Origin of the sequence: Pseudoalteromonas sp. B62 (genome assembly GCF_037162565.1) — a bacterium.
Lineage (GTDB): Bacteria > Pseudomonadota > Gammaproteobacteria > Enterobacterales > Alteromonadaceae > Pseudoalteromonas > Pseudoalteromonas fuliginea.
The window spans coordinates 1,411,306-1,435,517 of sequence record NZ_JARLVB010000002.1; the positions used below are offsets into that span (position 1 = coordinate 1,411,306).

The following is a 24,212-nucleotide window of genomic DNA, read 5'->3' on the forward strand; positions in this document are numbered from 1 at the left end:
TAATTTACGAGTAACTGAGTCTCTCGGTTATTCACCAATTTTAGAATGAGGAATGCCCGCTTATATTGCGGCAAAAACTGAGGTAACTATGGCTAAATTAAGAAGTGCAACAACAACTGAAGGGCGTAAACGCGCAGGCGCTCGTGCATTATGGCGCGCAACAGGTATGACCGACACCGATTTTGGTAAGCCGATTATTGCCGTAGTTAACTCGTTTACACAATTTGTACCAGGGCATGTTCACCTTAATCAGCTAAGTGAACTTATGGCTGAAACCATTACACAGGCCGGTGGCGTCCCTAAAGAATTTAATACTATTGCGATTGATGATGGCATTGCGATGGGACACGGCGGTATGCTTTATTCGCTGCCTTCACGCGATTTAATTGCTGACTCGGTTGAATACATGGTGAATGGTCACTGCGCCGATGCGATGATTTGTATTTCAAACTGCGACAAAATCACTCCTGGGATGATGCTTGCAGCGCTACGTTTAAACATACCGGTAATATTTGTATCGGGCGGCCCAATGGAAGCGGGTAAAACTAAACTTGCTAACATCGACATTAAACTTGATTTAGTCGATGCCATGGTTAAAGGCGCTGATGAATCGGTAAGTGATGCAGATTCAGAACAAGTTGAGCGCTCTGCATGTCCAACATGTGGTTCGTGTTCAGGCATGTTTACTGCAAACTCAATGAACTGTTTGTTAGAGGCAATAGGTTTAGCATTGCCAGGTAACGGCACGACGCTTGCTACTCATAAAGACCGTAAACAACTGTATGTTGAAGCGGGGGCTCGTATTGTTGATTTATGTCGTGAGTATTATCAAAAAGATAATCAAGATGTATTGCCACGTGCTATTGCTAACAAAACAGCCTTTATGAATGCAATGGTTGTTGATATTGCAATGGGTGGCTCGTCAAATACGGTATTGCATTTACTCGCTGCAGCGCAAGAAGCGGGCGTTGATTTTGATATGTCGCACATTGATGCGCTCTCTCGTAAAACACCATTTTTATGTAAAGTTGCACCAGCGACACCTGAATATCACATTGAAGATGTGCACCGCGCAGGCGGCATGATGGCAATCGTACGTGAACTTGGCAAAGCAGGCTTAGTTGATATGTCAGTTAATCATGTTGCAGGGTCAACTATGGCTGAGCTCGTTAAAAAATGGGATGCAACAGATCCTACTAACGAAGCAGCGCGCAAATTTTACCGTGCTGGCCCTGCAGGCATTCGTACCACTAAAGCAATGAGCCAAGAGTGTCGTTGGGACGAGGGCGATAATGACCGTGTTAATGGGTGTATCCGAAGTGTCGAACACGCTTTTCGCCAAGACGGTGGCTTAGCTGTACTTTCGGGTAATTTAGCAGTTGATGGCTGTATTGTTAAAAGCGCTGGCGTTGTTGATGAAATGCTACATTTTGAAGGTACTGCAGTCGTGTACGAGTCACAAGATGATTCTGTAGAAGGTATTTTAAACGATGAAGTAAAAGCCGGTGATATCGTGGTTATTCGTTACGAAGGCCCTAGAGGAGGCCCTGGTATGCAAGAAATGCTATACCCAACTAGCTACTTAAAATCAAAAGGCCTAGCTGAAAAATGTGCACTTATTACTGATGGTCGCTTTTCGGGTGGTACTTCGGGTTTATCAATTGGTCATGTGTCGCCAGAGGCGGCAAGTGGTGGTGCAATTGCTTATGTTGAAAATGGCGACAAAATTATTATTGATATCGCAACACGTGAAATCACATTAGCGTTAAGTGATGAAGAGCTTGAAGCACGTAAACAAAAACAATTAGCACGCGGAAAACTGGCGTACAAACCAGTTGATCGTGAGCGCTATGTATCGTCTGCTTTAAAGGCTTATGCATTACTTGCAACAAGTGCTGATAAAGGCGCAGTGCGTGACTTAGCTAAATTGGAGGCGCTTAGTTAATTATGGTCTCTCAAGAGCTCGATTATTTTCGCGCTATTATTCAAGCAAACATGGAGCCTTTGGCTAAAGTTACCGAGGTCAGCGAAATGGCTGAGCTCGGTGCTAAATTAGGTAACCATGTTTGGTTAAAGCGTGAAGACCAACAGCCCGTGTATTCATTTAAATTACGCGGTGCGTATAACAAATTAAATAAATTACCTAAAGGCTCAGTGGTTATCACTGCTTCAGCGGGTAATCACGCTCAAGGGGTTGCACTAAGTGCTTCTCACTTAGGGCATCAAGCTACAATTGTAATGCCAGTAACAACGCCTGAAATAAAAGTCAGTGCGGTACGTGCGCTTGGCGGTGAAGTTGTGCTACATGGACATCATTTTGATGCCGCAAAAGCACATGCGCTTGAGCTTACAGAGCAACGAAACGGTATATTTGTTCCACCATTTGATGACCCAGACGTCATTGTTGGTCAAGGTACTGTAGCACGTGAGCTTATGCAGCAATTAAACGAGCTCGATGCGGTGTTTATTCCTGTTGGCGGCGGCGGTTTACTTGCTGGGATGGCGGTTTATATTAAATCGCTGCGTCCAGATATAAAAGTAATTGGTGTAGAAGCCGACGAAAGTGCATGTTTACAAGCGGCACTTAAAGCAGGCAAACCGGTAGAGCTTGAACGCGTTGGTAGTTTTGCTGATGGCGTAGCGGTTAAAATTATTGGCACTGAAACATTTCGCTTAGCGCAAAAGTTTTGTGATGAAGTTATAACCGTCACCAGCGACGAAATATGTGCTGCCATGCAGGATATTTTTGTATCTACCCGTGCAATAGCAGAGCCTTCAGGTGCACTTGCAACGGCAGGGCTTAAAAAGTGGAGCCAGCAGTCGGGTTTAAAAGGGTTACATTTAGCGGCTGTTTTATCCGGTGCTAATTTAAACTTTGATCGCCTGCGTTATGTTGCAGAGCGCACTGCGCTGGGTGAAAAAAACGAAGCGTTATTAGCGGTTACTATTAAAGAAGAAAAAGGCAGTTTTAAACAGTTTTGTGCTTCTTTAGGTGGCCGTGCTATTACTGAGTTTAACTACCGTTATGCAGGACCTGGTGAAGCACAAATATTTGTAGGTATTGCCCTGCGCCAAGGCGAGCAAGAGCTTAATGAGCTAAAGCAAGACTTAACAAATAATGATTACCAATTTTGCGACCTGTCGGATAACGAACTCGCTAAATTACATGTGCGCTATATGGTTGGCGGAAAAGCACCAGAGCAATTACATGAGCGCTTACTTCGCTTTGAATTTCCTGAATATCCAGGTGCGCTTGCACGCTTTTTAGATACTTTAGGTAGTAATTGGAACATTACCTTATTTCATTATCGTAATCACGGTGGTTCTATGGGGAATGTACTGGCAGGTTTTGCTATTGAGCCAAGTCAGTATGAGATGTTTAACGAGCACTTAAACCGTTTAGGTTACAGTGTACAAGATGAAACACAAAATCCGTGCTTTAGCCAATTTTTAACATCAAAGCCGCAAGCAGAAAAAGCCGAAAAACTCGCCTCAGTATAGTCCTTCTTTAAAGGCAGGCACCTAACTAGGGTGCTTGCTTTATCGTAAATTTTACATATAGTTACAGGTAATCGTCATACTTTTTGAGGGCACTTGGTTGCTATTAAAAGGATTAATTTTTGTATTGTGTTTTTTTTGTAGTCACATAGTGGCGCAAGAATCAGTTACATTACAGCTAAAATGGACGCATCAGTTTCAGTTTGCCGGTTATTATATGGCAGAGCAAAAAGGCTTTTATAATGAAGCAGGCCTTGATGTAACTATAAAACCAGCTAATCCAATGATGCCTGATACTTTTGGTCCTGTTGCCAATGGAGAAGCACAGTTTGGTGTCGGACATTCAGGCATTTTACAGCAACGTATTAATGGACAACCTCTTGTTGCTATGGCTGCCTTATTACAGTTTTCACCTTACTGCTGGATGGTTAAAGACACGTCTGATATTTTTCATCCACGTGACTTTGTTAATAAACGTATCACTGCGGTGAGCAAAAATGATGGTACCGAACTACTTATTATGCTTAAACGCAGTGGCGTTGATGTCGATAAACTCAAACTTTACGATGGCGAAAATCCAGATCAGGCTTGGATTGAAAACAAGCTAGATGCTATGCAAGTGTATGTTACTACAGAGCCTTATTATATGACTCAACAAGGCGTAGCTCATCGACTTGTTTGCCCACAGCGTTATGGTATGGATGTATATGGAGATATTTTATTTACCAGCGAAAGTATGCTTAAAAAAATCCGCAAACGGTGGAAAAGTTTTATCAAGCAAGCCTAAAAGGCTGGCGCTATGCAATGATGAATATGGATGAAGCTATTGCGGTAACCCAGCAAAGATATGCACCGAGTAAAAGTTTTCATCAGCTCGCTTTTGAGGCCGAAGTACTAAGGGATTATATAACGCCACCCACGACCAGTTTAGGGCATATGTCGATAGCAAAATGGCGTTTAATTGCTGATCTATATGCAATTGAGCAAAATGAATTTGATGAGGTGAAAGCGAATTTTATATATAAATATCAAGAACCCGAAAAAGTGCAGTTATCGTGGATGTTAATTGCTGCGATGATTATTAGTATTGTTTCTATTCCTCTGTATTTACGTTTAATATTCAGCAAAAAATAACCACTTAATGAGAGTTTATCGAGCTGGTATAATTAATTGTCTTTTTTATACTTTAAGCAGTTATGACTTTAGCGGAACAATTTTTTGCACTTGATTCATTACTCATGCGTAATCGTCATTATTGGCAGTGCACTGCGTTTGATTTTGACGCGATTCCTTGGGGAGATCTACAAGACACACTCAATAATCTAACGGATGATCAAGTAATCGCACTTGATAATGATCAAGATAAACTATATCAATTTTTTAGCAATCATATAAACCAACTTGATGAGCTCGCTAATTTATGCGAATTACCTAGCACCGCACACGCGAAAGTTGATTATCCTTTTTGGCTGAGTAACGGCATTAAAGGCCGTAAATTTGAGCAGTTAAAAGATTTTGTATCTGCACTACCTAATACTAAGCAACCAGTTTTAGAATGGTGCGCCGGTAAAGGGCACTTAGGGCGAATGCTTGCGTTTAATGGCGCAAGTAATGTGCATAGTATTGAACTGCAACAAAGCTTATGCGAGCAAGGACAAAAAAGTGTACAGCAACAAGGCTTGGTAATGCACTTTAGCCAAGCAAATGTATTAAAAGACGATATCACTCAATTTTTTAATACAGATATGCATGCTGTAGCACTTCACGCATGTGGAGGTTTACACCAAACATTTATGCGCCAAGCAAGTTTAGCAAAAGTACAACAAATTAGTTTTTCACCTTGTTGTTATCATTTATTTACGGCTAATGAATACCTTGCAATGAGTGAGGTTGCAAAACAAAGTGGACTAAACCTAACACACCGCGATTTAAAGCTCGCTTTACAAGAAACTGTTACTGCGCCTTCTCGTTTAGAAAAAGTGCGCAAAACAGAACTAGAATGGCGACTCGGTTTTGATGCACTAAGAAAGTCGATTACTGGCGAACAACACTACGTAAGTGTTCCTTCGGTTAATAAAGCTATATTCTCAGATTCGTTTAAATCATTTTGCGGATGGGCAGCAGAAAAAAAGACACTAAAAATACCTCAAGATACTGATTACAATAAATATTTATCTATTGGGCAGGCTCGAAAAAAATAACAGATCGCGTTGAACTGGTTCGACATGTGTTCAGAAGGGCAATTGAGGTTTGGCTTGTGCTCGATCGTGCTTTATATTTGCAACAGCAAGGCTATCAAGTAAGCGTTAAAACGTTTTGTGAAAAGCAGTTAACGCCTCGCAATATTTTGATTCTTGCTAATATCCACTAAATTTCCGCCCTCGACTTAATAAGAGATGCAATGAGAAAGTTAAAAAATTTATTCGATAACAATAAACGTTGGGCTGCTCGTACAAGTGAAGCAGACCCTGAGTTTTTTAAAATTTTATCTATGCAACAAAATCCTGAATATTTATGGATTGGTTGCTCAGACTCTCGTGTACCTGCTAATCAAATAGTTGATTTACTACCAGGCGAATTATTTGTACATCGTAACGTTGCTAACGTGGTTGTACATACCGATCATAACTGTTTATCGGTTATGCAGTACGCTGTAGAGGTTTTAAAAGTAAAACATATCATGGTTGTGGGGCATTACGGTTGTGGTGGCGTACAAGCCGTTTTAAGCAATGCAAAATTTGGCTTTATTGACAACTGGCTACGCCATGTAGGGGATGTAAAAGAAAAGCACCTTGAACAACTTGACGCAATGCCAGAAAGCGAACGATTAAGCCGCCTTATTGAGCTAAATGTAATAGAGCAAGTACGTAATGTATGCCGTACTAATATAGTGCAAGATGCGTGGGAGCGTGGCCAAGAGCTAAGCGTTCATGGTTGGGTGTATGGTTTAGAAAACGGGCATCTTCATGATCTAGAATCTGTAGTGACGTGCGCGAGCGAAGAAACGCAAAGCTATAAAAGAGCAGTACAACACGTACTTAATAAAGTGGGTGAGAGTAAATAAATTCATGACTAAAACGGCGGTATTAATTGGTGCTACAGGTTTGGTCGGTAATGAGTTGCTCCATAAGCTACTTAATAGCGAGCATTATACTAAAGTGGTTACGTTGAGCCGTCGGGCTTTGCCTATTTTACACGCAAAGCTAGTTAATCATGTTATTGATTTTGAAAAATTAACTCAATACGTTGAGCTGTTTAAAGGTGACGTATTGTTTTCGTGTTTGGGCACCACCCGTAAGCAAGCTGGATCGATACAAGCTCAGCGTAAAGTTGATTTTGATTATCAGTTTATAGCGGCGCAGTTAGCGGCATGTAATGGCGTTACGCATTATTGTTTAGTGTCATCAAGCGGGGCGAACACGCACAGCAATAGCCCTTATTTAAAAATGAAGGGTGAGCTTGAGCAGCATATAAAAGCACTCGCTTTTGATAAAGTCAGCATTTTTCAACCGTCTTTATTGTTAGGTGATCGTGAGCAATTTAGAGTGGCAGAAAAAATAGGCAGTATTATTTTTCCTGTTATTACACGACTTCCATTTTTAAAGCGTTACAAACCAATAACTGGCGAGCAAGTTGCGCAAAAAATGCTGAGTGTGAGTTTAGAGCAACAGACTAAGTTATTTTATTACGTACTTGATGAGCTATTTGAATAAACTTAGTAAAACGCAAAAGGCAGCCTAAGCTGCCTTTGTAATTATTCAGTATCAGTCTCAGTGCTAAGTTGTTGCTCAAGCAATGCAACTTTAGCTTCAAGTTCGGTTAACTTTTCGCGAGTACGAATAAGTACTTGGCTTTGCACATCAAATTCTTCACGGCTCACAAAGTCCATCTCAGCAAGCTTGTTTTGTAAAACTTGCTTTGTTTTACCTTCGAGTGTGTCTGCTAGGTTTTTTACACCTTGTGGCATATTGCTAGTAATTTGCTTAGCAATTTCTTCAAGTTTTGCTGGGTTGATCATATTTGTCCCTTCGGCATTGCCTAAATGATAATAACTAATATTACCTTATACCCACGGTATTTAACACATGATCATCTTTACCTTAATTAATTAAGGCAATTGCTATGCTCGCAGTAATGGTTACGTTAAAATTGTGCGTCTTTTAAATTTCTTTGGTCGTTATGAAACTCAATCCTAAACAAGATGAAGCCGTAAAATATATTAGTGGTCCATGCTTAGTACTCGCAGGCGCAGGCTCTGGTAAAACCCGTGTTATTACGAATAAAATCGCTTATTTAGTGAAAAAATGTGAGTACAAAGCGCGAAATATAGCCGCCGTTACTTTTACCAATAAAGCAGCTAAAGAAATGCGTGAGCGAGTACTGCAAACGCTCGGTAAGCAAGACGCTAAAGGTTTATGGGTATCAACGTTTCATACACTAGGTTTAGAAATAATAAAAAAAGAGTTAAGCACATTGGGGTTTAAACCTGGCTTTTCGTTATTTGATGATCAAGATACTAATCAGCTTCTTAGTGAGCTCACCGAAGACGAACTAAAAAAAGACAAAGACCTACTCAAACTACTTAAAATGGAAATTGGTAGTTGGAAAAATGAATTAGTACTGCCAGAGCAAGCAATGCGTGAAGCGCGCGATGCGCAAAAAGCCTTGTTTGCACAGCTCTATGCTCGCTATCAAAATCAGCTACGTGCATATAACGCACTGGATTTTGATGATTTAATTATGATCCCTACTTTGTTACTCACTAATAATGCCACTTCCCGTGAGCGTTGGCAGCAACGCTTTAAATATTTGCTGGTGGATGAGTATCAAGATACCAACACGAGCCAATATCAGCTCGTTAAATTGCTAGTAGGCGAGCGTGCCCGTTTTACCGTGGTAGGTGATGACGACCAATCAATTTATTCTTGGCGTGGTGCACGTCCGCAAAACTTAGTGTTATTAGGTAAAGACTACCCAGGGCTTAGGCTAATAAAGCTTGAGCAAAATTATCGAAGTGCAGGGCGAATACTAAAAGCGGCTAACATTTTAATTGCCAATAACCCTCACGATATAGAGAAAAAGCTATTTAGTGAGCTAGGTTACGGTGAACCGATAAAAGTAATAGGGTGTCGCGATGAAGAGCATGAATCTGAGCGCGTAGTTGCTGAAATAATTTCGCATAAGTTTATGAAGCGAACCAGCTATAAAGATTACGCGATTTTATATCGTGGTAATCATCAAGCACGTGGCTTTGAAAAATCACTAATGAGTAACCGTATCCCTTATAAAATTAGTGGCGGTATGTCGTTTTTTGCTCGCTCAGAAATTAAAGATATTATGGCGTATTTACGTTTGCTAGTTAATCAAGATGATGACAATGCATTTTTACGTATCGTAAATACACCGCGACGTGAAATAGGTACGGTTACCCTTGAAAAGCTTGGTACATTAGCTAACGAAAAACATGCAAGCTTGTTTGCTACTTGCTTTGATAACGATTTAGGCTACAGATTAAAAGGGCGTGGCTTTAATGCGCTTGCTGGGTTTGCTCGTTGGGTTGTTGAGCTATCTGATAACGCGGTACGAAGCGACACGCTCGAAGCAGTTAAAGATTTAGTCCGTAATATTAACTACGAGGCGTATTTGTACGAGTCGTCCCCTAGCGCAAAAGCCGCTGAAATGCGCATGAAAAATGTATCCGAGCTATATCGCTGGATCACCGATATGTTGACCGGTGATGCCGATAACGAACCAATGACATTGGCTGAGGTTGTTAGTAAGCTAACCCTTCGCGATATGCTTGAGCGTAACGAAGAAGAAGATGAAACTGATGCAGTGCACTTATCAACACTACATGCATCAAAGGGCTTAGAGTACCCATACGTATTTATGGTGGGTATGGAAGAGGGCTTACTTCCGCATCAGGTCAGTATTGATGAGGACAACGTAGATGAAGAGCGCCGCTTAGCTTATGTTGGTATTACTCGTGCACAGCAGGAGTTAACACTTACTTATGCAAAAATTCGTCGTCAATTTGGTGAAACCTCACAAACTGAGTTAAGCCGATTTGTACAAGAGTTACCGCAGGACGATCTCGCGTTCGAAAACAAAAAGGCGCCAAATACGCAAGCAGAGCGCATGGAAAAAGGCCAAGCAAGAGTCGCTAATTTACGGGCTATGTTTAATAAAAAACCTGAGTAATTAACTATTATAAAGGGTAATTACTTAGCTGAGCTGTGATTGCGTTGTGCTTGTTGGTGATTGCTCAGCGCAAACAAGAGAATGTTGTTTACCGACAAAAAAAGCTAAACCGTGTTTATCTAATAATGTTCTAAAGTTGAGTATTGAAGGGCCCTTGGCTATTACCTTTATTGTTTTAAGTTTAGTTATTGCTAATACGCCTTGTAACTGAAAATCATAGCTTTCCTGCTGTAGAATACGCTTGCTAAATGTTGAACTTAGTAATAAATAGTCGAAGTTAACGTCGGTTAATAAATTAAGTTCACATCTATCTCTAGCAAAATTGTTTAATCCAATAGAGTAGCCAAGCTGGGGAAGTTTTTTTAGATTTTCGAGTTGTGTAGCACATGCATGGCGAATTTCTTGTTCATCAAATAATAGACAAAGCTGGCTTTGGCCAATTTGTTTGCTCAGTACTTCGGTGAATAAAGTAAATTCATGAGGCTCTAATAACAAGCAAGAGCAGGGCACAAGTGCCATGCTTACATTAGCTTCAAGCGCTTGTGCATAAGCTCGTTGTAGTAGCTGTAATTCTACCTCAAGATGCTGTTCTTTGTCGGATGCAAACTTTTTCAAAATATCAAAGCTAGTAAAACCAAGTATTGGGTGTTCACCAAATGCTTCAAATAATGATTCAGATTGATGTTGCTCATCTAAGGTAATAATTTCTGAGCTTCTAAAGCTCATTGGTAATGCATCTAAATGATGCAATATATGTAATTCTTGCTGTGATACTGATTGTGACAAGAGTGGATGAAATAACTCGTAGCGATTTCGGCCCGAATTTTTTGCATAATACATAGCTGCATCAGCATCGCGAATAATTTCGTCTGTGTGTGTATAGTCGTGCTTTGAGTAGGTTATTCCTATACTCGCTCCGCTTTGAAGAGAGGTACCTTTTAAACTAAATGGTTTCTTCATTAAATCAATAATACGATTTGCAACGTCTTCCGCTTGCTGTGGCTCGGTTAAATGCGTTAATAAAATAACAAATTCATCCCCGCCTAAGCGAGCAAGTAAATCGTGCTCGCGTATGCACTGAGAAAATAGCTCTGCGACACTAATTAAAAATTGATCACCGGCATGATGTCCTAACTGGTCGTTTATATCTTTAAATTTGTCTAAATCTATAAATAACACAGCAAAATGATGTTCAGGAAAGCGTTGAAAATGTTGTAGCGTTTTTTCTAGTTGTGTTAAAAATAAACTACGATTAGGCAAACTAGTGAGAGAGTCATGATGTGCATCATGATAAAGCTGCTGTTCTATTTTTTTTCGCTCTTCCATTTGCATTTGTAAATGTAAATTAGTTTGACGTAACTCTTTCGTTTTTTCGCTCACCCGAAACTCTAGCTCTTGGTGACTTTTTTTATTGCTTGGTTAGCTAGTTTGGTTTGCAATACAGCTGCAATTTGATGCGATACAAAGGTGATAAGTTCGCAATCATCTTGGTTAAAAATATGTTTGTTGTAATAGGCTTGGCAAACAATTAAACCCATAACTCCTTGCGAGGTCTTTAGTGGAGCACCCAACCAACTGGTGGCCATTTGCTCTTTTTTTACTGGTTTAGCTCGTTGTACTACGCCTTTCTCTATTAATTTTTTTGCTCTGCACGGATGTATAAGTTGTGTTTCTTCGGTGCTTATAACTAGCTCACTATAGCCTTTAGCAAAGCGTCTTGGTTGCGTATTATCTTTAAATTCATCAACACAATAAGGAAAGCTGATCCAGCCAGATTCTTTATCATAAAGTGCAATATATAAATTTTCTGCATAGGTAATTGTTTTTATTATTTCATGTATTTTAACGTAAGCATCGTTAAGGTTTTTAGCTTGAGTCGCTAATTCTGAAATTTTAAATAGAATTTGTTGACGTTGAAGTGCGCGTTTTCGTTGCTCTATTTCTAGGTTTAATGCGTCATTACTCTGAGTGAGTGCACGGGTACGAATTTTAACTTCTGATTCTAATAGCTCTCGTTTTTTAACGCGCTCTATTGCTGTTGCTAAGTAAAGTGACATAACCTCAAGCAATTGTATTTGCTGGTCACTGTAACCTTTTCGAGTATCGTAACTTTGCGCAGCGAGCACACCAATGATATTTCTTTCCTGATAAACAGGTACGCCAACCCAATGCTCGGCGGGGGTGCCTAATGCTTTAAATAAACCTTTTGCAGCTGCGTCTTGCATTTGCTGCTTAGTAAAACAGGTTGTTTTGCCTTGTTTAAATACATAGCCAGTCGCGCCTTCATCAAAGCTGTTTGTTTGGTTGAGTGCAACTGCAATTCCATCTTTTTCATCTGAAAAGTAAGAAAGCTCTAATGATTGTGTGTCTTGATTCGATAAAACGACATAAAAACTTTTACTAGGCACATATTTTTGTAAAATGTCATGGATAGCGGGATATAACAGAGTTAACTCAGCAACAGTACTAGCTTGCTCTGATAGTTGGATCAGCGCATTTTGTAGGTGATGGGATTGTTTGTACTTTTCGAGTAGCACTTTAAGGCGCTTGTTTTGATACGCTAACTTACTCGATGCTGAGAGTTTATCTTCCAATGACGTTAACCGACTATTATTATTGTATAGTTATTAGACTTATAATTTCATTTTTAGCGGCGATCGTCAAGTGGATATTACCCTAATTAAGGCGCTAAAAGCGTTAAAAAGGTATTAAAAAAGGCTTACCCATAGGTAAACCTTTTTTATTTTGCAAATACTTATTTAGATGTCATAAAATCGATTGCAGCGCTTATCTCATCATCAGAACAATCCATACAAGTGCCTTTTGGCGGCATTGCATTAAAACCATTAATTGCATGCCCAAGTAAAGTGTCTTTACCTTTAGCTATGCGTGGAGCCCAATCGTCAGCTGACTTTGGCGCGCCTAGTGCACCAGTGCCATGACATGCAAAACATGCCCCCTGATATACTTGCTCACCAGAACGTGGGCCTGTAGGTACTGCAGCAACAGCTGCTTTATCACCTTCAAGATACACAGCACCAACCGGCGCGAGACGTTTTTTAATTGCATCTTCAGTCATAGAGTTATCATATGGCTGTGCGTATGCGGTGGTTGCTAGCAATAATAATGCAGCAGCTGTTAATTTTTTCATTTTGCCTTGCTCACTTCGATTTGAACGTGATCAATCACGATATAGATGACGGAAATTAAACCGATTATAACTCTCTGAGCCAATTTATAAAATGCTAAGAGACGTTTTTATTAGTAAAACTGACTACTTTTTGCGTTAACGCAATAAAATTTAATTATTTATTGTTTTTTGTTGAGCAATTTAATAAGCGTAATCAGTCATATAATTAACTTCTTAGATCTTAAGATCAAAATTAATTCATTGTTAATACGCTAGTAACTAGTTTTGCGATCCCCGCATCCGCATCAAGAATCGATTGTGCCAACATGTAAGCAGGAGTGGTAACTAGCTTATTTGCTTCATCGAACACTACATCATCCACTGCGCAGTTAATATGTTTGGCGCCTAATGTGCTTAGTGCTTGTGCTGTATCTACATCGTTACCAATAGTGAGTTGGGCATTATCGTAAATAAATGGGATCAAAGCGGGTGCAATACACATATACCCAGCAGGTTTTTTTGCTTTAGCAAATGCTTTACAAGTATTAAGTACGTCCTGATTGATATTTGCTTTTGTGCCCTTAATTGCAAAGTCGCATAAGTTTTTAGCCGCACCAAAACCACCAGGTACAATTAACGCATCAAATTGAGCTACATCTAGGTCAATCAGGGATTTTATGTCGCCCCGTGCAATACGAGCAGCTTCTGTTAATACATTGCGTTTATCAGGCATAACATCGCCTGTTAAGTGGTTAATGGTATGAAGTTGCTCAATATCAGGTGCAAAACATTGATAAGCCCCGCCATTTTTGGCTATGTGTAATAGCGTTAAAACTACTTCATTAATTTCACTGCCATCGTATACGCCACTTCCTGCTAATATTACAGCTACTTTTTTCATGCTTTTATATTCCTTAATTAAATTTATTAAGCTTATAGTTTGAAGTTTAACATGTACTAAATTGTCTATTTAAATTAATTTCAGTGTGAAAATTGTACGCTAGGTAAGTTGTAATGCGGTATATATCTTTTGGTGATTATAGCTAATGAAAAAAAGTATAAAGGATCGCTATGATCTTTGATCCATTATGCTAGAATACTCGTCCGGTTATTGGGTTGGATGACTATAATCGAAGTGAGTAACAGCGGATGTAGTCGTTAAAAAACCTTTTTCCACATTGGTCTAAAAGAATAAAAAAAGAACCTCGTATTATCTTTTTTAAATAAAAACATGTAGTTAAAGTATTTTCTAGGCATTGTATTATGCTTTGGAAGAATTTTTTGTGGCTGTTATCTACATACTTATCCACAGCTTGCTCAAGTTGAAATGAGACAATGATTGATAATTCACAGTCGTTTTATTTCCTACCTTATGGCATGCTTACAATCACCTTAATTTTTTGCATTTAGGATCCAAATTCACCATGGCTCAGATCCCCGAAAACCCACTTATTTTAGTTGATGGCTCGTCATATTTATTTCGTGCTTATCATTCTCCGCCGCATTTAACTAATTCTAAAGGTGAGGCTACGGGCGCTATTTACGGCGTGATCAACATGCTTAAAAGCTTGATCAGACAATATGATCCCTCACACATGGTGGTTATATTTGATGCAAAAGGCAAAACATTCCGTAACGACATGTATAGCGAGTATAAGGCAAATCGTCCGCCTATGCCGGATGACTTACGCACACAAATAGCACCAATACACAGTATTATCAAAGCGATGGGTTTTCCGCTAATTAGCATCGAAGGTGTTGAAGCCGATGATGTTATTGGCACATTTGCACGTATAGCATCAGAGCAAAAACGACATGTACTCGTCTCCACTGGTGATAAAGATATGGCGCAACTTGTAAATGAACACGTTACGCTCATAAACACGATGACCGACAGTATTTCAGATCCCCTTACTGTGGTTGAAAAGTTTGGTGTAGGTCCTGAACTTATTATTGATTACTTAGCATTAATGGGCGATAAGGTCGATAACATCCCTGGTGTTGAAGGTTGTGGGCCTAAAACGGCGGTTAAGTGGTTAGAAAAATATGGCTCGTTGCAAGGTGTAATGGATCACGCAAGTGAGATCAAGGGTAAAATAGGTGAAAAGTTAGCTGCAGCTCTCGATCATCTGCCTTTAAGCTACGAGCTTGCAACAATTAAGTGCGATGTTGAAGTCGAATCAGATCTTGATACGTTCAAACTACAAGAGCCAAATAAAGACGAATTAATTGCACTATATGGTGAGTGCGAATTCCGTCGTTGGTTAGCTGAGTTGCTAGATAACCCTAAAGATGCAGAAACACATCTAGCTGTACCTACCGAAGCCACTGAATTACCAAAAGTAGAAGATGCTCATTACGAAACTATTTTAACGCAAGCGCAATTTGATACGTTAATAGAGCAATTAAATAGTGCCGAGTTATTTGCATTTGATACAGAAACTACCAGCCTTGATTACATGAAAGCGCAATTAGTGGGTATGAGTTTTGCCGTAAAAGCGGGTGAAGCTGTGTATTTACCTCTAGCGCATGACTACCCAGGTGCGCCTGATCAACTAAGCCTTGAATTTGTAATGCAAAAGCTAGGTCCAATTTTGGCCGATGAAAACAAAGCTAAAGTAGGGCAAAACCTTAAATACGACAAAAGTGTATTAGCGAATGCAGGTTTTGCGCTAAATGGTATTAAGTTTGACACCATGCTTGAGTCATACGTATTTAATAGTGTGGGTACACGCCATGATATGGACTCGCTAGCACTTAAATATCTAGGCCATAAAAATATTAGCTTTGAAGATATTGCTGGCAAAGGTAAAAAGCAACTTACCTTCAACCAAATTGAACTTGAAAAAGCTGCGCCTTATGCTGCAGAAGATGCCGATATTACTTTGCGCCTACATGAAGTGCTTTGGCCAAAAATAGCGGCTGATGAAAAGCTAAAATCCGTATTCGAAGATATAGAAATGCCACTTGTTAGTGTGATTTCTGATATTGAACGAACCGGTGTAGCAATAGATAGCAATATGCTTGCAGCGCACAGCCAACGATTAGGCGAGCGTTTAATTGAACTTGAAAAAGAAGCATTTGAAATAGCAGGCGAACCATTTAATTTAAGCTCTCCTAAGCAACTACAAGTATTGTTGTTTGAAAAGCTTGGCCTGCCTATCATCAAAAAAACACCTAAAGGTGCACCTTCTACCGCAGAAGAAGTATTGCAAGAGCTTGCTCATGATTATCCACTACCTAAAGTAATTATAGAGCATCGTGGTTTATCAAAGCTTAAATCAACTTACACCGATAAATTACCATTAATGGTGAATGAGAAAACCCAGCGTGTACATACGTCTTATCATCAGGCAATTACTGCAACGGGGCGCTTGAGTTCAACCGATCCTAATTTACAAAATATTCCTATTCGTTCAGAAGAAGGGCGTCGAATTCGTGAAGCGTTTATAGCTGCAGATGGTTATAAAATTGTCGCTGCCGATTATAGTCAAATTGAGCTGCGCATTATGGCGCACCTTTCACAAGACAAAGGTTTATTAAATGCATTTGCTAACGGCTTAGATGTACACAGTGCAACTGCCGCTGAAGTATTTGGTGTAGAGCTTGATGATGTAACTACCGATATGCGCCGCAAGGCGAAAGCAGTAAACTTTGGCTTAATTTATGGTATGTCGGCATTTGGTTTAGCACGTCAACTAGATGTGCCACGCCATGAAGCGCAGCATTACATAGATAAATACTTTGAGCGTTTTCCAGGTGTATTAGAGTACATGGAAACAACACGCGAAAAAGCAGCTGAAAATGGCTATGTTGAAACAATATTTGGTCGCCGCCTACATTTACCAGAAATAAACGCACGTAATGGCGCGCGCAGGAAAGGAGCCGAACGTGCTGCTATAAACGCACCAATGCAAGGTACTGCCGCCGATATTATTAAAAAAGCAATGCTGAGTGTTAACCGTTGGGTACACGAACAGGCGCCAAATACGATTAAGCTACTAATGCAAGTACACGATGAATTAGTATTTGAAATTAAAACAGACTGCGCACCAGAATATACAAAACATATTTGTGAACTGATGTCGCAAGCTGCAGCGCTTGATGTGCCACTTATTGTTGAAGCCGACGAGGGTGACAACTGGGAACAAGCCCATTAATGCAATTTGAGCATTTTAATTAAAGCGCCTTTTGGCGCTTTTTTTATGTTTAAGTAAAAGGGCGAATAACAGCGATTCAATTAGCTATGTGCAAGCTTTAGTTAAAATAAGGTTAATTTAAGCAACTATTTGTATTAAATCGTTATATGTTCGTCAATTCGAGCTGTTTTACAGGAATATGATTGTATTTTAATGCATGCTTTTGTTAAAGTCCCGCCTGTCCTATCCTGTAGGACATCCTGTTGATGATGCATCTGAAAGGGTGCAACAAATTGATAGCTTCTCCCCAGTTTGCTATACCGGCCTACCAACTTGTTTGGTGGGCCGTTTTTTGTTTTACACCTGAAAATCCTATCTAAAAAATTATTTATTGCGCTATACCAATTGTATTATTCATTCGTCATTTCGAGGTGGTTTGGGTACATCGCAGGTGATACCATCAAAGTAATATTATTATTTTCATTTTATTACTAAGGAGTGCGTTATGTTTAAAGCATTAGCTATTGCAGGTTTTTCTTTATCAAGTTTAGTTATTTCTAATGTTGCTCAGGCCGATTGGCAGCTAGTGAATGATAAAAGCCAACTAAGCTTTGTTTCAATTAAAAAAGATTCGATTGCTGAAGCTCACCATTTTACTAACCTTGAAGGTATGCTTTCTGATAAAGGTGAGTTTAGCGTTAATGTTGATTTAACATCAGCCGAAACTCTAATTCCTATTCGTAATGAGCGTTTAACAGCAATATTATTTGAAGCAGCTAAATTCCCCAATGCTGTTTTAACTGCAAATTTAACTAAAGAGCTGAGTAATCTTAAAAAATCTGGTCAATATGTATTGAAAGGTATTGAAGCGGAACTTGATTTTCATGGTAATAAAAAATCATTGGCTATTGATGTACTCGTTAATAGCACGCAAAGTGGCGATTTAACCGTATCATCATTAACACCTATTATTATTAATAGTAGTGATTTTGGTGTAACTGAAGGCGTTAAACAACTGCAAAAATTAGCGGGTTTACCTTCAATTGCAACAGCAGTACCTGTTACGTTTGCAATTACACTTAAAAACAGTGATTTCTTTAAGTGAACTTAGCAAGCAATTAAGCGAGCCAAGCAAACCTTTTGATAGTTGGCAGCCTAACCATTGTGGGGAGCTGCCAATTGTTATTAATCATGAGGGGAAATGGTTTTACGATGGCAGCGAAATAACACGCCCAGCCATGGTGAAGTTGTTTGCTTCTGTATTGTGTAAAGAAGGTGAGCAATTTTATTTAAAAACACCTGTCGAAAAAATAACAATAACGGTTGATGATGCGCCGTTTATTATTGTTGATTGGCGTTTTGAAAATACAGCGCAAGGACAGGTGTTGTGTTGTATTGATAATCTAGCTAGGCAGTGGCTGGTGAGCGCTCAGCAGCCCTTGCATATAAAAGACTACAAAGGTTCAAAGGTGCCTTATTTAAAGCTACCGTATGGGTGTAGTGCGCGAGTTTCACGCAGTGTATTTTATCAGTGGGCTGAAAAAGCCGAGTCTGATAAGCTCGGCTATTTTATTAAATCTGCCAAAGAGCAGTTTTATTTATCCTAACACCAGATCTTAAGCTTCTGGGTTAGTTTCGTCAGTGACTACTTCATCAGTAGGTGGTATAGCAATCACAGGTCCTAAAAACCATTCATCTAGCTTTTTAGCTACTTCTGGTAAACCCGTGCCTTTTAATGATGAAAATGCATGAACTGTAATATCCCCATCAAGCGTGCTTAATTCACGGCGAACTTGCAGTACTTGTGATTTACGAGGGCCTTGCTTTAGTTTGTCGGCTTTAGTTAATAGTGCTAATACTGGAATTTCACTACCAATTGCCCAATTAATTAAATCACGGTCTAAGTCTTTTAATGGATGACGAATATCCATTAAAATAACAATACCTTTTAAGCTTTGACGCTTTTGTAGGTATTCGCCTAACGACTTTTGCCATTTCTTTTTCATTTCGATTGGTACTTTAGCAAAGCCATAGCCTGGCAAATCGATAAGGCGCATATCGTCAACATCCGCTAAATCGAATGTATTGATTAGCTGGGTACGCCCAGGTGTTTTACTTGTACGTGCTAGCTTTTGATCGGTTAATGCATTTAATGCACTCGACTTACCTGCATTGGAACGACCGGCAAACGCAACTTCAATTCCCGTATCAGCAGGTAATTTAGTAATGTCGGGAGCGCTTGTTACGAAAGACGCAGTATTATATTTGATACGAGATTTGAGCACAGGCTCTCCTAAAACTTAAAAAAATAACGTTGAGTAAACCAAATTCACTCAGGGCACGTATTTTATACTATAAAGGATGTATTAAAAAGCGTATTTAACCACCTAAAAACAGTACCTATGGTACATTTAAAACATGTTAAAGCTTAATCTAAGTCAAAACCCTGTAAATTATAAGCTTAATATGTGTAGAAAACGTGCCAGAGAATTTATTATCGTGTAGAATATATGTATTACAGCATCACGATTGTAGATGATACAGGGTCGGAAACAGAGAATTCACCATGAAAAAAATAGCACTATCTTTAACAATATTGCTTGGTGCGTTGTCAGCAAGCAACGCAACAGCATTTGATGGCGATGTAAACGCAGGTAAAGAAAAATCAGCAACGTGTGCGGCTTGTCACGGCCCAGACGGTAATGCGCCGGTTAATATTTACCCTAAAATTGCAGGTCAACATCCAGATTATATCCTTAAGCAACTTCAGGATTTAAAATTAGGTATGACGTCAGGCGGCAAAGAAGGGCGTATGGATCCAGTAATGAGCGCTATGGCTATGCCACTTAGCGAGCAAGACATGAAAGATCTAGCAGCTTATTTTTCTTCAATGAACATGACCGAAGGTGCTACACCTAAAGATGTCGTTGATGTTGGCGAAATGCTTTTTAAAGCAGGCGATGCAGAGCGTGGAATTCCATCATGTGCAGCATGTCATGGTCCACGTGGTAACGGTTCGTCACTTGCTAAGTTTCCAAAAATTTCTTTTCAGCATCCAGGATACATCAAAGCTCAGCTTGAAAAATTCCGTGATGGTACACGTCATAATGACCTAAATGGCATGATGGGCGATATTGCAAAAAAATTAACAGATAAAGACATTGAAGTACTTTCTCAGTACTTAGGTGGTTTACACTAAAGTCGTATTTATTTATTTTTAATTAATGAATAGACTACAATATGTATAAAAAAGCAGCTTAAGCTGCTTTTTTTGTGTCCGAAATTAGCGATATTACCGTTATGCTTTGTAAGACATTGACCATGCAGTGGTGTAAGAAAAGTCTTATTTTAAATATTTTTTTCATTAACTCATTGTAATTTAAAATAAGTTAAATTTGTTAATGTATGTAGTGTAAGAAAAAAGATATAAATTAGTTGTAACAAAATTATTAACGAGTAGATTAACCCCTGTCGCAAAAAAACAATAAAAAAACGGAAATAGCTATAAGGAAAGTAGCGCGGCACGACTACATAGCACAAGATTGGTGCTACTAAAGGAAATAATAAAAAAGAGTCAGGAAGACCGATAATAATAAAAACTCATGGAAGTTTAATAATAAAAACAAAATGGAATGCTACAAGGAACGTAAAAATAATAACAATACGGACTAATAATAATAAAAATAATAAAGACTAAAAAAAGTCGAAGGGAGAAGTGTCCAGATAATGGCGCTCAGATTAGCAGGCGGTAGAGATGTTTTCTCTACCGCCTTTTTATTTGTCCTGTTACAATACCCACCGTTTAATAACTAGCAGTAAGCTAGTTTAGGCGCTATAACACAGAGAAGCCCAACCTCTGAAGCGCAAACTGAATTCTTCTGGCTATGCCAGCATTGCGATGCCCATTAATTTGCGCCTCGCTCAAAACCTCTTAAGTGAGACGATCAAGATATGAGTAGAACGAAAAAGTCACGCAAAAGCCCAGCAAATGGACCTGTACGTTTAAGCCAAGATAAGCTTAAAGAGATGCGTGCGTTAAAAGAGCAACGAGTTAAAAAAACCAAAGGCGCTAAGCCTGGTTCGCGTAATGCACCGGATGCATTAAATGGTGATAGCCAAAATTCACAATCAGGTTCTAGAGATAAGCGTATTGGTAGTAAAAAACCAGTGCCATTGGTTGCAACTGCTGTTGAACCAAAAGTAGAAATGAAACGTAACCTGAAGCCAACTATTGAGCTTAAAAAAGTTGTACAGCCAGAGTTTACACCAGAGCAAGAGCTTGAAGCGCTTGAGAACGATGTGCGTTTACTTAAATTAGTTGAGCGCCATGAAGGTGGTGAATTACTAACAGGCAAAGATGCTAAATATTTTAATAGCCGCATTGCTCGTCATCAAGTTTTATGTGAATTGTTAGGTCTTGAAGACGAAGATGAACCAGAGCTTGAAGATGACTTTAGTGATGAAGACAAGTCAAATTCTGACTTTGATCAGTATTTATCAAATGATCTAGCAAATGAATGGCTAGATGATGAAGAAGACAAGTAATTAATAAGGGTAATTAATGAGTACCGCGGTAATTTTAGCCTTACTTTTAGGCGCTGCTATTATAGCTGGCTTGGCATTTTATGCAGGTCAGTTATTGTATAAGTTAAATGCGCAAAAAAAGTTAATTGCTAAAACGCAGGCTGAACAAAAGCAAAAGCTTGAAAAGTCGCGTTTAAAGCGAAACGCAAAACTAGCCGATAGTATTCATTTAATCGCACGTGCAATGAATGAAGAGCAGTGTGAGTTTTCTGAAGGCTGTTTACGTATTTGGGTACTTATGTCTCAGTATGCCTTTGAAAGCGAGCGTGATTTAACGACGCAGTATCCTGGTATTTATAAAATGTATCAGGTAGTTAAAGAAATGCCGACGCACGATGCACGTAAAAAATACTCTAAAAAAGAGATTTTTAAGCTAGATAAGGCTCGCTGGCAAGCTGAAAAAACACTTAAAGATGAAGTTAAAGCGGATTGCGCTAAAATTATTATCGAGTTTAAAGCCGCTCCAGGTAGCGATAAAGTCGTTTTTAATTAAAGCTACAACTTAAATACAAAAAGCAGACCTAGGTCTGCTTTTTTTGTGCCGATGTATTTATTATCCAGAGTTCAGGCTAAATCACCCTTGAAAAACGCGTCGCATTTATTTGTTTTTGTAAATGAGCATCGAAGCACATACAAATAATACGAATGAATAAGTTTCCGCGTGGTGTTACGCTAATTTTATTATCAATTATGGTGACTAGTTCATCTTTTATAAGTGGCGCCAGCGCTACTAATGCATCCTCAAAGTAGTCATTAAATATAAGCGCGTGTTTTTTACTAAAGTCTTGTATATCTAATTCAAATTGGCAAATGAGCTGTTTAATTGCATCAGCACGAATTACATCATCATGTGTTAAGTGCATTCCTTTATTAAGCGCACAGCCGCTCTGTGTTTCTACGTTGTGGTAATAATGTTTTAATTCTTTTTGATTTTGTAAAATGGCGGTGCCAATTTGTGAAATTGATGACACGCCTAAACCTAATAAATCACAATTTCCATGGGTTGTATAACCTTGAAAGTTACGATGTAACTTGCCTTCATTTTGCGCAACAGCTAGTTCATTATCAGTTTTTGCAAAATGGTCCATACCAATAAATTGATAGCCTGCTTGCGTCATCTGCTCCAGCGTATTTTTAAACATGGTGAGCTTATTATGAGCACTGGGTAAATCTGCATCTTTAATCTTACGCTGTGCAGCAAAGCGCTCTGGTAAATGCGCGTAGTTAAACACTGATACTCTGTCAGGGCTTAACTCAATAAGTTGCTCTATAGTTTTCTTAAAGCTCTCTGGCGTTTGCAGAGGTAGCCCGTAAATCATATCTGCATTAATAGATTGAAATCCTAGCTCGCGAGCTTGTGTAATTAATTGCTTAACGGTATCTGCATTTTGCGGGCGATTAACAGCAAGTTGCACGTCGTCGTTAAAGTCTTGAATCCCAAATGAGACACGGTTAAAGCCAAGCATTCTTAAATCAACAAGCATATTATCGGCAAGTGAGCGTGGGTCTATTTCAATACCGCGCTCTGTTGTGCGTGTAAAATTAAAGTGTTGTTCTAAAAGTTTAATTAAACGGGTCATTTGTTTTGCGGTTAAAAAGGTGGGAGTACCGCCACCTAGATGCAATTGCTCAACCGTGTAGCTTTTAAATAAAGGCGCTTGGGCAGTAATTTCTTTTGCTAAAAAGTCGAGATACGTATCTGCCTTAGATTGATGACGGGTAATTATTTTATTACAGCCACAGTAGTAGCAAAGCTGACTACAAAACGGGATGTGAATATATAAAGAAAGAGAGCGACTTGTTGACGATTCTATAGCGCTTAGTAGGTCTTGTTGCTGATATCCGTCACGCAGTGATAAAGCCGTGGGATAAGAGGTATAACGCGGACCAGACACATTATATTTGTTTATTAGGGTTTCATCCCATTGTGGAAGTTTAATCATCACGCACACCTAAGTATTTATTTATTGGGGATTATAAAAAAGTACTCAGGAAGGCGATTTGATCTATAACAAAAAAGGTGCCGAAGCACCTTTTTTAATAAAATATAACTTAATACGACCTAATTAATACGTAATAGTATGAGCATCTTTAAGGTATTGAAATAATTCTTTATAACCTTTACCCGGCTTTTCAGCTTTCGCTTCTTTTGCCGCATTTCGAACCAATTGGCGCATTTGTTGACGATCAAGAGATGGAAACTGCTCAATAGTCTCATTGATAAGGTCATCACCTTGCTCAATTAAATCTGAACGTAATTGCTCAATTTTTTTGACCAATACTTCAGCTTGGTTATTTTTATTAAGCATCACATCGATAATCGCTTTAATATCATCAATGTTTTCTACAGTACGCAGTGTTTTAGCGATGTAATTTAAGTGGCGGCGATACGCGTCGCTTTTGTTACTTATTTTATCAGCAACAACCATCGCTTCTTTTAAATCGTCATTTAATGGCAGGCGTTCGCGCTGTTTTTTACCCATTTTGGCAATTTCAGTACCTAACTGATGAAACTCTTGCGCTTCGCGTTTAAGCTCCGTTCTTGATACATATTCAATTTCTTCTTCAATTTCAGCAGGCTTGCCTTTTTTCTTTGCCATGGGGTGCTCTTAAATAAAAATAACTTTTGCCATTATACATGAATATGATACTTAGGAATA

17 protein-coding genes and 3 pseudogenes are annotated in these 24,212 nt (G+C 39.1%); 13 read left to right on the top strand and 7 right to left on the bottom strand.

Features of this window, described 5'->3' with window-relative positions; translation table 11 throughout:
- Positions 1-88: 88 nt before the first annotated feature.
- From ilvD to P4S71_RS10945, 6 genes and pseudogenes are all read left to right on the top strand, one after another.
- The gene (gene ilvD, locus P4S71_RS10920) at positions 89-1,945 is read left to right on the top strand and encodes a dihydroxy-acid dehydratase (protein ID WP_024596945.1); all 1,857 of its coding nucleotides are present in this window, start codon (positions 89-91) and stop codon (positions 1,943-1,945) included.
- A gap of 2 nt (positions 1,946-1,947) precedes the next feature.
- Positions 1,948-3,501, top strand: a complete 1,554-nt coding sequence (ilvA, locus tag P4S71_RS10925; protein ID WP_039485942.1) for a threonine ammonia-lyase, biosynthetic — start codon at positions 1,948-1,950, stop codon at positions 3,499-3,501.
- 97 nt (positions 3,502-3,598) lie between these two features.
- Positions 3,599-4,632 (top strand): annotated as a pseudogene (locus P4S71_RS10930) (ABC transporter substrate-binding protein).
- A 62-nt stretch (positions 4,633-4,694) separates the two neighbouring features.
- Positions 4,695-5,869 (top strand): annotated as a pseudogene (locus P4S71_RS10935) (methyltransferase).
- Positions 5,870-5,899: 30 nt separating this feature from the next.
- On the top strand, positions 5,900-6,562 hold the full coding sequence (can, locus tag P4S71_RS10940; protein WP_007377282.1) for a carbonate dehydratase: 663 nt from the start codon (positions 5,900-5,902) through the stop codon (positions 6,560-6,562).
- 4 nt (positions 6,563-6,566) lie between these two features.
- Positions 6,567-7,211 (top strand): NAD(P)H-binding protein, encoded by a 645-nt coding sequence (locus P4S71_RS10945; protein WP_008137703.1) that lies wholly within the window; start codon positions 6,567-6,569, stop codon positions 7,209-7,211.
- A gap of 41 nt (positions 7,212-7,252) precedes the next feature.
- On the opposite strand, the gene ubiK is transcribed toward P4S71_RS10945, so the two are convergent.
- Positions 7,253-7,516: a ubiquinone biosynthesis accessory factor UbiK gene (ubiK, locus tag P4S71_RS10950; RefSeq protein WP_007377280.1), complete on the bottom strand. Its 264-nt coding sequence runs from the start codon at positions 7,514-7,516 to the stop codon at positions 7,253-7,255.
- Between the two features lie 161 nt (positions 7,517-7,677).
- Between ubiK and rep the strand changes: the two genes are divergently transcribed.
- Positions 7,678-9,699, top strand: coding sequence for a DNA helicase Rep (gene rep, locus P4S71_RS10955; RefSeq protein ID WP_337150655.1), 2,022 nt, complete (start codon positions 7,678-7,680; stop codon positions 9,697-9,699).
- A gap of 24 nt (positions 9,700-9,723) precedes the next feature.
- On the opposite strand, the pseudogene P4S71_RS10960 reads toward rep, so the two are convergent.
- The 3 genes and pseudogenes from P4S71_RS10960 to elbB form a co-directional block, all read right to left on the bottom strand.
- Positions 9,724-12,293 (bottom strand): annotated as a pseudogene (locus P4S71_RS10960) (diguanylate cyclase domain-containing protein).
- Positions 12,294-12,454: 161 nt separating this feature from the next.
- Positions 12,455-12,850, bottom strand: coding sequence for a c-type cytochrome (locus tag P4S71_RS10965; RefSeq protein WP_007377277.1), 396 nt, complete (start codon positions 12,848-12,850; stop codon positions 12,455-12,457).
- Between the two features lie 232 nt (positions 12,851-13,082).
- Positions 13,083-13,730, bottom strand: a complete 648-nt coding sequence (gene elbB / locus P4S71_RS10970) for an isoprenoid biosynthesis glyoxalase ElbB (RefSeq protein ID WP_337119754.1) — start codon at positions 13,728-13,730, stop codon at positions 13,083-13,085.
- A gap of 523 nt (positions 13,731-14,253) precedes the next feature.
- Between elbB and polA the strand changes: the two genes are divergently transcribed.
- From polA to P4S71_RS10985, 3 genes are all read left to right on the top strand, one after another.
- Positions 14,254-16,989: a DNA polymerase I gene (polA, locus tag P4S71_RS10975; protein WP_096792345.1), complete on the top strand. Its 2,736-nt coding sequence runs from the start codon at positions 14,254-14,256 to the stop codon at positions 16,987-16,989.
- A gap of 484 nt (positions 16,990-17,473) precedes the next feature.
- A complete protein-coding gene (locus tag P4S71_RS10980; protein WP_337150656.1) occupies positions 17,474-18,073 on the top strand; it encodes a YceI family protein in 600 nt (199 codons plus the stop codon).
- The gene (locus P4S71_RS10985) at positions 18,057-18,575 is read left to right on the top strand and encodes a DUF1285 domain-containing protein (protein WP_096792346.1); all 519 of its coding nucleotides are present in this window, start codon (positions 18,057-18,059) and stop codon (positions 18,573-18,575) included. Before P4S71_RS10980 ends, P4S71_RS10985 begins: the two co-directional genes overlap by 17 nt.
- A 9-nt stretch (positions 18,576-18,584) precedes the next feature.
- On the opposite strand, the gene yihA is transcribed toward P4S71_RS10985, so the two are convergent.
- Positions 18,585-19,253, bottom strand: a complete 669-nt coding sequence (gene yihA, locus P4S71_RS10990) for a ribosome biogenesis GTP-binding protein YihA/YsxC (protein ID WP_008137691.1) — start codon at positions 19,251-19,253, stop codon at positions 18,585-18,587.
- Positions 19,254-19,534: 281 nt separating this feature from the next.
- Between yihA and P4S71_RS10995 the strand changes: the two genes are divergently transcribed.
- The 3 genes from P4S71_RS10995 to P4S71_RS11005 all read left to right on the top strand — a co-directional run bounded on the left by P4S71_RS10995 (position 19,535) and on the right by P4S71_RS11005 (position 22,045).
- The gene (locus P4S71_RS10995) at positions 19,535-20,167 is read left to right on the top strand and encodes a c-type cytochrome (protein WP_337150657.1); all 633 of its coding nucleotides are present in this window, start codon (positions 19,535-19,537) and stop codon (positions 20,165-20,167) included.
- Between the two features lie 752 nt (positions 20,168-20,919).
- Complete coding sequence (gene yihI / locus P4S71_RS11000) at positions 20,920-21,513, top strand: Der GTPase-activating protein YihI (RefSeq protein WP_007377270.1); 594 nt, start codon at positions 20,920-20,922, stop codon at positions 21,511-21,513.
- Positions 21,514-21,529: 16 nt separating this feature from the next.
- Positions 21,530-22,045, top strand: coding sequence for a DUF2489 domain-containing protein (locus P4S71_RS11005; protein WP_337119758.1), 516 nt, complete (start codon positions 21,530-21,532; stop codon positions 22,043-22,045).
- A gap of 76 nt (positions 22,046-22,121) precedes the next feature.
- On the opposite strand, the gene hemN is transcribed toward P4S71_RS11005, so the two are convergent.
- Together hemN and yjgA are read right to left on the bottom strand one after the other, a co-directional pair.
- Positions 22,122-23,495, bottom strand: a complete 1,374-nt coding sequence (gene hemN, locus P4S71_RS11010) for an oxygen-independent coproporphyrinogen III oxidase (protein ID WP_337150658.1) — start codon at positions 23,493-23,495, stop codon at positions 22,122-22,124.
- Positions 23,496-23,618: 123 nt separating this feature from the next.
- Entirely contained in the window at positions 23,619-24,152 is a 534-nt protein-coding gene (gene yjgA / locus P4S71_RS11015; RefSeq protein WP_002959930.1) for a ribosome biogenesis factor YjgA, read from the bottom strand.
- Positions 24,153-24,212 lie beyond the last annotated feature (60 nt).

What these genes read in the sequence shown, in the direction of transcription:
- elbB (WP_337119754.1), bottom strand. Translation starts at nt 13,730, where the DNA reads ATGAAAAAAGTAGCTGTAATATTAGCAGGAAGTGGCGTATACGATGGC.
- P4S71_RS11005 (WP_337119758.1), top strand. Translation starts at nt 21,530, where the DNA reads ATGAGTACCGCGGTAATTTTAGCCTTACTTTTAGGCGCTGCTATTATA.
- yjgA (WP_002959930.1), bottom strand. Translation starts at nt 24,152, where the DNA reads ATGGCAAAGAAAAAAGGCAAGCCTGCTGAAATTGAAGAAGAAATTGAA.
- polA (WP_096792345.1), top strand. Translation starts at nt 14,254, where the DNA reads ATGGCTCAGATCCCCGAAAACCCACTTATTTTAGTTGATGGCTCGTCA.
- yihI (WP_007377270.1), top strand. Translation starts at nt 20,920, where the DNA reads ATGAGTAGAACGAAAAAGTCACGCAAAAGCCCAGCAAATGGACCTGTA.
- rep (WP_337150655.1), top strand. Translation starts at nt 7,678, where the DNA reads ATGAAACTCAATCCTAAACAAGATGAAGCCGTAAAATATATTAGTGGT.
- can (WP_007377282.1), top strand. Translation starts at nt 5,900, where the DNA reads ATGAGAAAGTTAAAAAATTTATTCGATAACAATAAACGTTGGGCTGCT.
- P4S71_RS10945 (WP_008137703.1), top strand. Translation starts at nt 6,567, where the DNA reads ATGACTAAAACGGCGGTATTAATTGGTGCTACAGGTTTGGTCGGTAAT.
- ilvD (WP_024596945.1), top strand. Translation starts at nt 89, where the DNA reads ATGGCTAAATTAAGAAGTGCAACAACAACTGAAGGGCGTAAACGCGCA.
- hemN (WP_337150658.1), bottom strand. Translation starts at nt 23,495, where the DNA reads ATGATTAAACTTCCACAATGGGATGAAACCCTAATAAACAAATATAAT.
- P4S71_RS10965 (WP_007377277.1), bottom strand. Translation starts at nt 12,850, where the DNA reads ATGAAAAAATTAACAGCTGCTGCATTATTATTGCTAGCAACCACCGCA.
- ilvA (WP_039485942.1), top strand. Translation starts at nt 1,948, where the DNA reads ATGGTCTCTCAAGAGCTCGATTATTTTCGCGCTATTATTCAAGCAAAC.
- ubiK (WP_007377280.1), bottom strand. Translation starts at nt 7,516, where the DNA reads ATGATCAACCCAGCAAAACTTGAAGAAATTGCTAAGCAAATTACTAGC.
- P4S71_RS10995 (WP_337150657.1), top strand. Translation starts at nt 19,535, where the DNA reads ATGAAAAAAATAGCACTATCTTTAACAATATTGCTTGGTGCGTTGTCA.
- P4S71_RS10980 (WP_337150656.1), top strand. Translation starts at nt 17,474, where the DNA reads ATGTTTAAAGCATTAGCTATTGCAGGTTTTTCTTTATCAAGTTTAGTT.